This is a genomic window from Pseudocnuella soli (assembly GCF_004347775.1).
Taxonomy (GTDB): domain Bacteria; phylum Bacteroidota; class Bacteroidia; order Chitinophagales; family Chitinophagaceae; genus Flavisolibacter; species Flavisolibacter aquaticus.
Genome location: NZ_CP037755.1, coordinates 2,610,271 through 2,623,728, shown reverse-complemented (window position 1 = coordinate 2,623,728; position 13,458 = coordinate 2,610,271). Strand labels below are relative to the sequence as shown.

The 13,458-nt window shown below is 49.6% G+C and carries 9 protein-coding genes; 5 read left to right on the top strand and 4 right to left on the bottom strand.

The window, feature by feature from the left end; all coding sequences use genetic code 11:
* Positions 1-3 precede the first annotated feature (3 nt).
* The 3 genes from argB to argH are packed head-to-tail and all read left to right on the top strand — an operon-like array spanning position 4 to position 3,187.
* Entirely contained in the window at positions 4-789 is a 786-nt protein-coding gene (gene argB, locus EPD17_RS10700) for an acetylglutamate kinase (RefSeq protein ID WP_132054082.1), read from the top strand.
* Entirely contained in the window at positions 782-1,852 is a 1,071-nt protein-coding gene (locus EPD17_RS10695) for a M20 family metallo-hydrolase (RefSeq protein WP_132054080.1), read from the top strand. Before argB ends, EPD17_RS10695 begins: the two co-directional genes overlap by 8 nt.
* 30 nt (positions 1,853-1,882) lie before the next feature.
* On the top strand, positions 1,883-3,187 hold the full coding sequence (gene argH, locus EPD17_RS10690; protein WP_132054078.1) for an argininosuccinate lyase: 1,305 nt from the start codon (positions 1,883-1,885) through the stop codon (positions 3,185-3,187).
* A 230-nt stretch (positions 3,188-3,417) separates the two neighbouring features.
* Here the strand turns inward: argH and EPD17_RS10685 are convergent, their stop codons facing one another.
* The 3 genes from EPD17_RS10685 to EPD17_RS10675 form a co-directional block, all read right to left on the bottom strand.
* The gene (locus tag EPD17_RS10685; RefSeq protein WP_165929590.1) at positions 3,418-7,896 is read right to left on the bottom strand and encodes a chemotaxis protein CheB; all 4,479 of its coding nucleotides are present in this window, start codon (positions 7,894-7,896) and stop codon (positions 3,418-3,420) included.
* Positions 7,897-7,980: 84 nt separating this feature from the next.
* Positions 7,981-9,516, bottom strand: a complete 1,536-nt coding sequence (locus EPD17_RS10680) for a GAF domain-containing protein (protein ID WP_132054074.1) — start codon at positions 9,514-9,516, stop codon at positions 7,981-7,983.
* A 7-nt stretch (positions 9,517-9,523) separates the two neighbouring features.
* Positions 9,524-10,099, bottom strand: coding sequence for a biliverdin-producing heme oxygenase (locus tag EPD17_RS10675; RefSeq protein ID WP_132054072.1), 576 nt, complete (start codon positions 10,097-10,099; stop codon positions 9,524-9,526).
* 86 nt (positions 10,100-10,185) lie between these two features.
* Here EPD17_RS10675 and EPD17_RS10670 point away from each other — a divergent pair, with 86 nt between their 5' ends.
* The gene (locus EPD17_RS10670; protein WP_132054070.1) at positions 10,186-11,781 is read left to right on the top strand and encodes an acyl-CoA carboxylase subunit beta; all 1,596 of its coding nucleotides are present in this window, start codon (positions 10,186-10,188) and stop codon (positions 11,779-11,781) included.
* Positions 11,782-12,203: 422 nt separating this feature from the next.
* Positions 12,204-12,665, top strand: a complete 462-nt coding sequence (gene rnhA / locus EPD17_RS10665; RefSeq protein WP_132054068.1) for a ribonuclease HI — start codon at positions 12,204-12,206, stop codon at positions 12,663-12,665.
* Between the two features lie 149 nt (positions 12,666-12,814).
* On the opposite strand, the gene EPD17_RS10660 is transcribed toward rnhA, so the two are convergent.
* Positions 12,815-13,411, bottom strand: coding sequence for a DUF6580 family putative transport protein (locus tag EPD17_RS10660; RefSeq protein ID WP_132054066.1), 597 nt, complete (start codon positions 13,409-13,411; stop codon positions 12,815-12,817).
* Between the last annotated feature and the right edge of the window lie 47 nt (positions 13,412-13,458).

The following is a 13,458-nucleotide window of genomic DNA, read 5'->3' as shown; positions in this document are numbered from 1 at the left end:
AGCATGGAACAGGTTACGGTTATAAAAATCGGTGGTAACATCATCGACCATGATGCGGCACTTGCGCAATTTTTAAAAGCCTTTGCTGCCACACCAGGCAAAAAAGTGTTGATACATGGCGGAGGTAAATTAGCAACCCGCCTGGCCGATAAACTGGAAGTGCCACAGCAGATGATTGATGGCCGCCGCATTACCGATGCCGAAACACTGCGCATTGTAACTATGGTATATGCAGGTTTTATCAATAAAAATATTGTAGCTCAATTGCAGGCTGCCGACGTAAATGCCATGGGTCTTTCCGGCGCTGACGGCAACCTGGTGCTGGCCCATAAACGTACCGGTGCGGCACACGATTATGGTTTTGTGGGCGACATTGATGCAGTGAATACAGCATTGCTGCAGCAATTGCTCGATAGTGGCAATACGGTTGTTGTAGCCCCCATCACACATGATCAAAAAGGCCAGTTGCTCAACACCAATGCCGATACAATGGCGCAGGCTATTGCACAAAGCATTGCTGCACATTACCTGGTAAACCTGGTTTACTCTTTTGAAAAAAGTGGTGTGTTGCGCAATGCCGATGACGATACCACTGTGATTCCAAAAATTGATCCGGCTACGTACACGCAATTAAAAGAGGAAGGCGCCATTTTTGCCGGCATGATTCCCAAGTTGGATAATGCATTTGCAGCATTGACCAAAGGCGTGAACCGCGTAATAATCGGCAATGCACAGCATCTGCCGCAATTGATTGAAGGAACTTCCGGAACTTCCATTGTACATGAATAGCGTTCAACAACTGGCTAATGAGGCCGTTCAACACCTCCAGCAATTGATTGCCCTTCCTTCGTTTAGCCGCGAAGAAGATGCAACCGCAGGCCTTTTGCAAAATATACTGACGCAAAAAGGCATTGCTTGCAACCGTGAAGGCAATAATGTTTTTGCAGTAAACAAACATTTTGCCGCAGGCAAACCAACCCTGTTGCTCAACTCGCACCACGATACGGTTAAACCCAATAAAGGTTATACCCGCTATCCATTCAGTGCAGATATTGAGGACGGAAAACTGTATGGCCTCGGCAGCAATGATGCCGGAGGTTGTCTCGCTTCGCTGATGGCAACCTTTCTTCATTTTTACAATGAGGAAAACTTGCAGTACAACATTGTTTTTGCAGCCACTGCCGAAGAAGAAATTTCGGGTACCGGCGGCATTGAAATGGCGCTGAAACATTTGCCCCAAATAGATTGCGCCATTGTTGGCGAGCCTACCCTACTGCAGCTGGCCGTTGCGGAACGAGGCCTGATGGTGCTGGATTGTGTTGCAGAAGGCGTTGCAGGACATGCAGCCCGTAAGGAAGGCGTAAATGCGTTGTATAAAGCGCTGGACGATATTTCCTGGTTCCGTTCGTACCACTTTGAGCAGGTTTCTCCGTTCCTGGGTCCGGTGCAACTATCTGTAACCGTTATAGAAACAGAAAACAAAGCGCACAACGTGGTACCGGCACAATGCCGTTTTGTAGCAGATGTGCGGGTAAATGAATGTTATACTTTTGAAGCCATTTTGGAAGCCATACGGGCAAATGTGCAGTGCACTGTGACGCCACGGAGTACCCGGCTGCGTTCTACATCCATTGCGCTGGAACACCCGCTGGTAGCAGCCGGAATAGCGCTAGGCAGCAAACCGTACGGTTCACCCACTACATCAGATAAAGCCCTGATGCCTTTTCCGGCATTGAAAATGGGTCCCGGCGATTCAGCCCGCAGCCATACAGCCGATGAATTTATTTTTGTAGACGAGATACATAAAGGCGTTGAAGCCTACATCAACTTATTGAACAAGGTGATCAAGTAAAACTGGTTGCCACTACAACTTCGCAGCAACATGAAACTCTGGCAAAAAGAAAACACTTCGGTATCCGCATTGGTCGACCAGTTTACCGTAGGCCGCGATAAGGAATTTGATCTCTTGCTGGCGAAACACGACGTGGCAGGATCCATTGCACATGTAACCATGTTGGGAGAAGTGGGCTTGATGACGAATGAAGAATCGGCAACTGCAGTTGCTGCATTGGAAGAAATTGCTCAAGAAATTGAAGCGGGCAAATTTATCATTGAAGAAGGCATTGAAGATGTGCATTCGCAGGTAGAATACCTGCTGACGCAGCGCATTGGCGATACCGGAAAAAAAATCCATAGCGGCCGCAGCCGCAACGACCAGGTGGCGGTAGACATCAAGCTGTATCTGCGGGAGCAAACGTTGTTATTAAAAGATGAAGTAAAAGGCCTATTCGACCTGCTGCAACAACAAAGCGAACGCTTTAAAGACAAGCTGATTCCGGGTTATACGCATTTACAAATTGCTATGCCCTCCTCCGCCGGCCTCTGGCTGGGCGCTTATGCCGAAAGCTTTGTGGATGATATGGAGCTGCTTGCTGCAGCCTATTCGGTTGCCAATAAAAACCCATTGGGCAGTGGCGCCGGTTATGGATCTTCGTTTCCATTGAACCGAACCCGCACTACGGAACTATTGCATTTTGGTGCACTCAACTACAACTCGGTATATGCACAAATGACCCGTGGCAAAACCGAAAAGATTTTAGCCATGGCCATGAGTTCCATTTCGGCTACACTTGGCCGTTTGGCAATGGATTGCTGCCTGTACCTGAACCAGAACTTTGGTTTTCTTTCCTTCCCATCTGAGTTGACAACCGGCTCATCAATCATGCCGCATAAAAAAAACCCCGATGTATTTGAACTGATCCGCGCTAAATGTAACCGCATACAAGCTTTGCCCAATGAGCTAACGCTGTTGCTGGCAAACCTGCCATCAGGCTATCACCGCGATTTGCAGTTGACCAAAGAAATGCTCTTCCCTGCCATCGAAGAATTGAAATCCTGCCTGCAACTTGCTGTTGTAATGCTGTCAAACATGGAAGTAAAGGATGATATTTTATCCGATGAAAAATATCGCTACTTGTTTAGTGTGGAAGCGGTGAATGACTTGGTAAACAAGGGCATTTCGTTCCGTGATGCGTATCGCCAGGTGGGCAACGATATTGAAGCAGGCGCATTTAATTTTGATTATACAAAAGGCCTGAACCACACACATGAAGGCAGCCTTGGCAATCTGTGCACCGATGCCATTCGGTTGCAAATGGAAGGCGTTCTAAGCAAGTTTTCAAAGTAAAAACCAACTACAACAAGGCATCGTTAGTCGAAAGGACATGTCACGCCGAACTTGTTTCGGCATCTCCTACATCTGGCGAAGTTTTTCAGAGCACAAGAAGGTGCCGAAACAAGTTCGGCATGACAACCCTGAAAGTGACGATGCAGATTAATAGCCCTTCTCTACTTTTTTCTGCGAAAAGGAAATGCCGGTGCAAATCGCGCCGGCATTTTTATGTGAGTAAACTTCGATTAAACGTTTTGCGGTAGCCCCTGTTGGTGCATGGGCAAAATAAATACAAACTCCGCACCTTCATTCCCGCGGCCAACAGCGGTAATGATGCCGCCATGCCGCTCCACGATCTTTTTTACAATGGCCAGGCCGATGCCGGTGCCTTCATAATTTTCACGGGTGTGCAGGCGCTGGAAAATGACGAAGATCTTCTGCTCGTACTGCTTGTCGAAACCAATGCCGTTGTCGCGCAGCGAAATGCGGCAAAATGCACCATCTTGTTTTTCCGGCGCATCAAACGATAGCTGCCCCACCCGGCTGCAAGTGATGCGAATAACCGGCCTGCGGTGCGGTGCGGTAAACTTCAGCGAGTTGGAAATCAGGTTTTGGAAAATTTGGCGCATCTGCCCTGGTATCGCATCGATCACCGGGAACGCATCCGTTTCAACGGTAGCATCTTTTTCACCGATCGCCAGTTCAATATCATTCAACACCTCTTTCAGCAGCAGGTTCAGATCGGTGGCCTGGAAAAAGCTATTGGCCGAAAGCCGCGAATAATCGAGTAGGTCGTTGATCAGCCGCGTCATACGCGACGATGCCTGGATGATGCGATCCAAATGGGCCGTGATGCCCGGATCAGCGCCTTCAAAATAACGCTCCTTTACCAGCGAACTGAAGATCTGAATTTTGCGCAGCGGCTCCTTCAAATCATGGGATGCAATGGACGCAAATTGCATCAGTTCATTATTACTTAATTCTAATTCTTTATTCGAAACCTGTAAATCGCGGGTCCGTTCCGCAACCTTTTGTTCCAGCACTTCATTCATCAACTTCTGGTCGTGAATATCGGTGCAGGTGCCAAACCATTTCAGGATACGGCCCTGTTCATCGTGCATGGGATGGGCCCTGGCTAAGAACCAGCGGTATACACCATCATGGCGGCGCAGGCGGTACTCGGTTTCATATACATCGCCGGTGCGCAACGAATGTTTCCACACCGCCAGCGTATGTTCGTAATCGTTAGGATGCAACACCAGCGACCAACCCTCGGCCATTGCCTGTTCGAACGTAGTGCCGGTGTAGTCGTACCATTGCCGGTTAAAGAAATCGTGGTAACCATCTTCGCGGGTTGCCCACACAATCTGCGGCATAAAGTCGGTAACAAAACTAAACTCACGGATCAGCGTTTCCAGCGCTTCATTTTGCGACTGCAATTGCTGCCTGGTGGCGGTGGCCTCCGTTACATCCATCATGGCGCCCAGCATGCGGTAAGGCACGCCCCACTCATCTTTCATAATGCTGCCCCGGTCAAGGATCACCGCATAGCTACCATCGGCACGGCGCAGGCGGTATTCGTTGTTCCAGCCTTTGCCGCCGTCGCCATTGATCAATCCGTAAATATCATCCTTCACTCGCTGGCGGTCGTCTGGGTGAATGGCATCAACCCAAAACGATGCGGTTTGAATTTTGGTGTCTGCCGGATCGTATCCAAACAGTGTATAAAAACTATCGCTCCACCACACATGGTTGTCGCTCAGGTCCCAATCCCAAATGGCGTCGTTAGTCGCCGATGCCACCAGTCGGAATCGTTCTTCACTTTGCGAAAGCTCCTGTGTACGGGCCGTTACTTTTTCTTCCAGCTGTGCATTCAGCTCTTTCAGCGATTCTTTTGTGCGCAGCAGTTCGTTGTAGTTTTTGCGCAGCTTTTCTTCCGACGCTTTCAGCGGTGTGATGTTGTTGAATGCAATGATGGCACCGTCGTTCAGGCGGTTGGCCATTACGGTAAACCATTGCACCCCTTCGCTGGTGTTAAGGCTTACTTCCAATCGGAGCGATTGACCATTTTCCACCACGTCGCTCAGGCGTTCATGCAATTTTCCCGCATGCAGGCTTTTTAGTTCTTTGTGCAACAATAAGCCTGTTGGCTGCTGATCTGTATCCAGTAATTGCTGCGCAGCATAGTTGGCCGCAGTGCAGCGGTAATCAGCGATTTTACCTTTTTCCCGAACCGCATCAAATACCAAGATGGCGCTTGATGTAGTATCAAACACGCCTTTGATGATCTTATCCAGGTTACGTATGGCCGTTAGGTCTACAAACGTGATCACAACGCCGTCCTGCTTTCCATCGTGGCGCAGGTATGGCATGATCTTCATGAGGCAAAACAGGCCTGTGGTCAGTTCCACTTCGCGTTCCACCGTTTGGTCGCTATTGAGGACCGCGATAATCTCGGAATAAAGATCGGCGTAAAGAATATTGGTAGAAATATCGCTGATGGGCCGGCCAATATCCGACTCCAGCATGTTGATCATTTGCACCGCCGCGGGGTTGAACCTGCGGATACAAAGATTGCCGTCTAAAAATATCTGCCCAATTTCCGTGCTGCGGAAATAGTTATTCAAATCGTCGTTCAGGGTTTTCAATTCCCTGATGCGCATCTGGTGTTCGGTGTTCAGCGTGTGCAGCTCTTCGTTCAGCGACTGCAATTCTTCATTGGAACTTTGCAATTCTTCGTTCGCCGATTGCAGTTCTTCATTGGCCGATTGCAACTCCTCGTTAGTTGTTTCCAAACCTTCCACTGCCATTTGCAGGTTCAGGCGGGCTTCCTGCAATTCTTCTTCCAGGTCGCGAACATATTGATCGGTGCGGCTTACATTGATTGCCCCTTCATCTTCGGGTTTGCCTTCAGTTCCATGGGCCTCGCCCAGCACCACCAGTATGCAATTGTTTGCACCCGGCGGGTACACCATTAGTTGAAACGTGCGGGCCTTGCCATCGATGTGCAGTTTGGTGTTGCGAAACACCAGCTTTTGCCGCTCCTGCGTCACTTTTCTAAAAGCGGAATTCAGCAGGCCCGAAAGTTCGATGGGCACCATCCGCAGAATATTCAGGTTGACTAGTTTATCGGGCAGCGAAAGGTAGCGCCGGAAATCGCCGATCACTTCTTTCACTTCGTACTGTTCGTTTACATACACCGCGGCATAGCCAAAGTCATCGGCCAGCGATTTGGCAAAATCACCCGCAATTTGCGACGGCGCCACTGGCTTGCTCCGGTATTCCACGCCGCGTCCCGAATCGTTGCGGGTGGTTTGGCGCTGGCCGCCATACGGGTAGTGCATGGCCAGCCCTTTTTTGCGGTAAATTTTCCAACGGCTGTTTACCTCTTCCAGTTCGGGGCTCAGCACCGAGGGGTTTTCGCTGGGGCCTAAAAAAAGAAAACCGCCTTTGTTCAGCGAAAAATGCAGCGTACTCATCACGCCTTCCTGCAGCTTAGGGTTTAAGTAAATAAGCAGGTTGCGGCAGGTAACGAGGTCGTTTTTTATAAAAGGCGGATCTTTTAAAATGTTGTGGCGGGCAAAAACGATTTGCTTCCGGATGTGCGGCACAATCGTGATCTGGTTGCCTTGGCGAACAAAATATTCATCGCGGTAATCTTCCGGCACATGCTGCAACATATCTACCGGGTATTTGCCTTTGGCAGCCACTTCTACGGCGCGGTCGTCGATATCGGTGGCAAATATTTTTACATCGCGGTGCTGTTTTATTTCCTTTAAAAATTCGGCCACCAGAATAGCCAATGAATAAGCTTCCTGCCCGGTGCTGCAGGCGGTTACCCAAATTTTAATGCCTTCTTCAGCGGGCTTGTCAGCCACCAGCCTTGGCAAAATATCATCGCGCAGCACATTGAACGCATCCATGTCGCGGAAGAATGCGGTAACGCCAATAAAAAATTCGCGGGCCAGTTGCCGCGATTCTTCTTCATTTTGCGCCAGCAGTTGCGCATACTTGGCCATGTTGCCGCTGCGGGTATTGGCTATGCGGCGCGAAATGCGGCGCAAGATCGTTGCGGGTTTATATTGCCTGAAATCGTACCCGGTACTTTGGTGTACCGTGTTCAGTATTTCGGTTAACTCGACATTCGAATATTCCGCGGGCTGCTCACCGGTAGATACATAATCGATGTGCCGGTAAATAGGCGCCGACATGGCGTGGGGTGGCAACACAAGGTCGGCAATGCCGGCCTGGATGGCGCTGATGGGCATGCCATCAAATTTGGCGGAGCTGGGCTCCTGCACCAGCACAAAACCGCCGGCTTCGCGAATGGCTTCACCGCCGCGGGTTCCATCGGAGCCGGTGCCCGAAAGAATTACCGCAATGGCGTTTTCGCCCATTTCGTTGGCGAGTGAATACAAAAAATGGTCGATCGCCAGGTTAGGTCCCCGCTCCTGCTCTTTCTCGGAAAGCTGCAGTTTGCCGTTGGCAATGGAAAGCAGTTTGTTGTTGGGAATTACATACACGCATCCCGACCGCACTTCGGCACCGTGCCGGGCCTCGGCCACATGCATATGCGTGTGTTTGGCCACCAGCTCCACCAGCAGGCTTTTATGGTCGGACGAAAGATGCTGAATAATGACAAAACACAGGTTGGACGAATCGGGAATATGATCAAAAAATTCGTGGATTGCTTCGAGGCCGCCAGCAGAGGCACCAACAGCCACTACAAACAAGTTTCCAGAATTCGTTGTTTTAAAAGACATCTAAATAGCTTCGAGTTAAGGGGAAGGCTTGCAAAATAAGGATAATCAGGCGTGTAAACGCTTGATGACCATGCCTGCCAGTACGTTTTTTAATGCGTCGGCAATATTCAGTTCGGCCTCCGACCAGGAACGTGAAGTATTTTGAACTGTTTGCTTCCAAATCTTAAACGAATTGCGCGGATGATAGGTTTTGCCGTCGCCTTCCACCTGCAGCGCTTCATGCGGGTTGCCACCCCAGGAAACCTCTTCAATCTCTTCGGGACGAAACGCCACTACGAATGCACCCTGCTGCGGCACCACCGGCAGCGACAGAATGCCACTGGCCACATTGGAAAAATGTGCCGCTTCTTCAAAAGACCTGGTGAGCGAAGGCAAATGCGTTAGCCCATCGCCATCCTGCACCTGCAGCCAGTAAAACAGGCGGTCGAGGTCACTTTCATCGGGAACGGTACCGAAGGAGCCCTGTTGCCCATCGATGCTGTACGCCAGTCCATCGGCATTGAGCAGCGACATCAGGTCGGATGCGTTATCGGAAATGGCATCATACAGGTCGTCGGCCGCATTAAGCCGCGGCACCAGGCTGGTGAGTTGGGTTTGCAAATGCTGTTGTTCCTGCCCTACCGTGTTGTTCAGCACCAAACTCAATTGCGCCGAAAAAATGCCGGTCAGCAATTCGTACAAGCCCAGTTCTTCAAAAGAGCAATAATGCGCCTCGCGGTTGTGGCAGGAAACAAGGCCCCAAAGCCGCCCGTTGTGCACCAGCCGCAGCGACATGGATGCGGTAATCTGCATATTGCGCAAATATTCCAGGTGCACGCCGGCCACGCTGCGCAGGTCGCAACTCGAGAGGTCGCTGAATGCGTTGGTGAGCGGGTTGAGCAACGGATACAACCTTGCAGGCTGGTAGTTGCAATTGGGAATAAAGCGATAGGGGTTTTTAAGATAAAGGTCCCTCGCGGGTTTGGGTATATCCGATGCCGGGAAACGAAGACCCAGGTAGGCATCCATTTCTGCCACTTTTTCTTCCGCCAGTACAGTGCCGTGGTCGTCTTTATCAAAACTATACACCAGCACTTTGTCGAAACCGCTCAAGCGGCGCATTTCTTTAGCCACTGTTTCGGCAAATCCATGCACGTCTTTTTGCGCTTCCAAAGCAGTCATGATGTTTTTTACATCCTGGTATACATTTAGAAAGCTCCGGCCTGCGGGCTGCGCATATTGCGGCAGCAACAGTTCTAAAAACAGCAACCCGTCTTTTTGATGCACCGACGCCGAACAGGCAATGGCTTCGCTGCCCGCCATCAGGGTAATCGACAGCATTTGCTTATCGGTAAGATTGCTACCAATGATCTGCTGCAGTTGATTAAAAGATGCGGCATCTGCAATGCGTTCGAAAGGCTTGCCGGCAACTGTTTGCGCATCGAGTGATGGCAACACGTCAATGTTTTCGCTTACCTGCAGCACCTCCAGCGAGGCCGCGTCGAGCACAAACAAAACGCCATGTGGCTGAATAAGATTGGTTTGGTGCAGCGGCAACCGGCCGCAAAAACTAGCGTCGAAATTTGGTATGGTTTGGGACATGTTGGGATCAAGGGGTTTTCATCCACTCGGTATGTAGGTCAAATGTATGGGTGGCAGCGGCACACACCCGCGCCACCGCATCTTCAGTTTGGGCCTGTTCGTTCATGAGTTGCACAAAACGCGTCCAGTGCGGGCCGGTTTCTTTTCCTCTGCCTTCAAAAAAAGAAAAAGCGGTGGCCGGCAGGTCTTTATTTGCCGACAGCATACGGGCAATGACCCTGCCGCCTAACGCTGCACCTTCCAACACATACAAAGCACCCAATGTATCGTATTTATTTTGCAACTGTGGCAACTCTTCACTCAATGCAACAGTTTCGTTACGACCTAGTGCTTGAAGGTCTTGCAGCAATAATTGGCTTTTTTGAAACGGGTAAGAAAGCTGTAGTTCGGTAGCAAATGGCGCAATGGCTTGTTCAAGCGGGTGATAAAATCCATATAACTTTTGCAGCAAATGCGCATACCGGTGAGGCGCGGTAGCACCTGTTATCAGCGGCATCATTATCTCTTCGGCAGTGTCGTGGCTTTGCCTCGTTGCTTCTTTCACACGGGCAGCACACACTGCGCTTACTTCACAGGTAGACATAAGATAAAAGTAAATACTTCGGCCGAAGCGGGGCAAAAAACTTTCGGCCCCACCGCCGCTTATCTTTGTGCCCCTAATTTGCCATTATGGAACGATTGTTTAACGAACGAAACGAAAGATTGCAACAAATCTATTTGGGCGGCGGTGCCAAAGCCATTGCCAAACAAAAAGAAAAAGGAAAACTAACACCCCGCGAACGGATTCAATACCTGATTGATGCAGGCACCAGCCTGTTGGAACTAGGCGCATTTGCCGGTTACGGCATGTATTCCGAGCATGGCGGATGCCCAGCTGGTGGCACGGTTGCGGGCCTCGGTTATATCAGCGGGCGCCAGTGCATGATTGTAGCCAACGACCAAACCGTAAAAGCCGGCGCATGGTTCCCTATCACCGGGAAGAAAAATTTGCGGATGCAGGAAATTGCTTTGCAAAACAACCTGCCGATCATTTACCTCGTGGATAGCGCCGGTGTATACCTGCCCATGCAGGATGAAATTTTCCCCGACAAAGAACATTTTGGCCGCATGTTTTACAACAATGCCCGCATGAGTGCCGAAGGCATTGTTCAGATTGCTGCCGTGATGGGCGCCTGTGTGGCCGGCGGCGCTTACCTGCCCATCATGAGCGATGAAACCCTGATGGTTGAAGGTGCAGGCTCTATTTTTTTGGCAGGGCCTTATTTGGTAAAAGCGGCCATTGGCGAGGACATTGACGCGGAAACACTTGGCGGTGCCGCAACCCACACTTCCATTTCAGGCATTGCCGATTATAAATTTGAAAGCGAAGAAGCCTGTCTCGACGCCATTAAAAAAATTGTCGGTAAAATTGGCGACAAGCCCAAAGCAGGCTTTGATCGCATTGATGCGATTGCCCCCAAATTTGATGCAGCACAACTGCAACACCAACTGCCGCAGGATGCATCCAAACCCTACGACATGGTGCAGTTGCTGGAGCACATCGTGGACGAAGGTTCGCTGATGCAGTTTAAAGAAGACTATGGCAAAACGATCATCTGCGGTTATGCCCGCATCGAAGGATGGGCCGTGGGCATAGTAGCCAACCAGCGCAAGATGGTGAAAAGCAAAAAGGGCGAAATGCAGATGGGTGGCGTTATTTACAACGACAGCGCTGACAAGGCTGCACGATTTATTCTTAATTGCAACCAGAAAAAAATACCGCTTGCTTTTATACAGGATGTTACGGGCTTTATGGTGGGCAGCCGCAGCGAGCATTCGGGTATTATTAAAGACGGCGCCAAGTTGGTAAATGCAGTAGCAAATTCTGTTGTGCCCAAGATCACCATAATTGTGGGCAACAGCTATGGTGCGGGCAACTACGCCATGTGTGGGAAAGCCTATGATCCGCGTTTTATTTATGCCTGGCCTTCGGCAAAAATTGCAGTGATGGGCGGCGAGCAGGCGGCCAAAACATTGCTGCAAATACAGGTTGCCGGCCTCAAAGCAAAAGGCCAGGAAATTACACCGGAAGCCGAAGCTTCACTGTTGCATAAAATCAAAAGCCGCTACGAAGAACAAACAACACCTTATTACGCCGCTGCCAGGTTGTGGGTAGATGAGATCATTGACCCGGCACAAACAAGACAAGTGATTGCAGCAGGCATTGAAGCAGCGAATCATAATCCGAAGATGGAAGCGTTTCGGACGGGTGTTTTTCAAGTGTAATCAGGGATTGTGGCATTGGCAAGAGATGGACAGGAGTGGGTGGTCGATGGACTTGGGTTGCTTAGCGGATTGTATTTTTAAATCCCTCTAAGCAACTTTTCTTTTTGGTTGTTGAAGCGTTTCATTAATGTTCGACGCAACACAAGCGTTTATTCATGTCTGTTACCTGTGTAGTATTTTGGCACTTGTCATCCTGAGCGCAGCGAAGGATCTCAGCATTGCAATATTGTGATTTTCGCACACAACAGATCCTTCGCTGCGCTCAGGATGACAACACAAGTAGAATACACTATACGACAGGTCACATATCGAACAAAATAGGCCAACTGCTCCCCTGCTCTATCAAGTTCAATTGAATAGACTCAAAATATAAATCCGGTTGATCCCGCCAATCCGTTTATCTGCGATTTACCTTTGGCCGCATGGAAATAGTGATGTACACCGATGGCTCATCGCGTGGAAACCCCGGCCCGGGCGGTTATGGCGTAATATTAATGGCTGGTGATAAACGCAAAGAATTGTCGGGTGGCTTTCGCAAAACCACCAACAACCGCATGGAACTGCTGGCGGTGATCATTGGACTGGAAGCACTGAAAAAGCCCAACATGCAGGTAACGGTTTACTCCGACAGCCAGTACGTGGTGAAAGCAGTAAAAGAAGGCTGGTTAAAAAAATGGATCGCGACTAATTTTGCCGGCGGCAAAAAAAATCCTGATTTATGGCTGCGGTATCACCAGGTATCGCTGCAGCACCAGGTAAAGTTTGTGTGGGTTAAAGGACACGCCGATAATCCGTTTAACAACCGTTGTGATGTACTGGCCACTACGGCGGCCGATGGCAAACACCTGTTAATAGATGAAGGTTATGAACAGGGTGCGGGATAGTATTTTTAAACCACGAAGACACGAAGGAACAAAGCAGCACGAAGTTGAAAGCAGTCACATTGTGGTCATTCAATTTTTGGTTTTGGCAGTATTGATAAAAAAAAAGACGCCCCGTAATGGAGCGTCTTTTTTTGTTTATTGCAAATAACTTAAGCCAGTTCGTGTTTTGGTGCAGCCCAAAATTTTTGTACCAATGCAAATGCACCAAACAACACAGTGCAAAAGAACAGATCGCCAAGGAACAGGTTACCGTAAAAGCCCTGGAACATGCCATAGTCGCGGTAGAAAAGAAGCCCGTCGTTGTACGTCAGCATCAGGCCTTCGAGTGTTTTGGGATGGTGATAACCGCCGCCACCGAGCCACACAGTAAAGTTGGACACGATGAAAAACAGGAGCGATCCGCTAATCGAAAACGACGCTACGTTTTTCACGTTTACGCGGCGCATGGCAAAACCAAACACGGTGAGCCCCGCAAACAGCAGGTAGTTGATCCACTGGCCGCCGTAAAATCCTTTGATTTCCGAAAGACCGTTAATATACAAAACCTGGTATAGCAAATCAGAAGCAAACATCGATGCCAGCGGCAGAATGAATGCAAGCTTTTTATTGCGGATCATGGCACCACCAAAAAGCGCCATCGCTATTTGCGGCGCAAAGCCGTATGGCCGCCCGTCCCATGCACGGTACAACGCCGACACCAGAACCAACAATATTACAGCCACCAAAAAAGAACGGTTATTTTTCATGTGTATTTTTTCTTATTCGTTTGTTATAAGCAAGCCATCAGCACAAA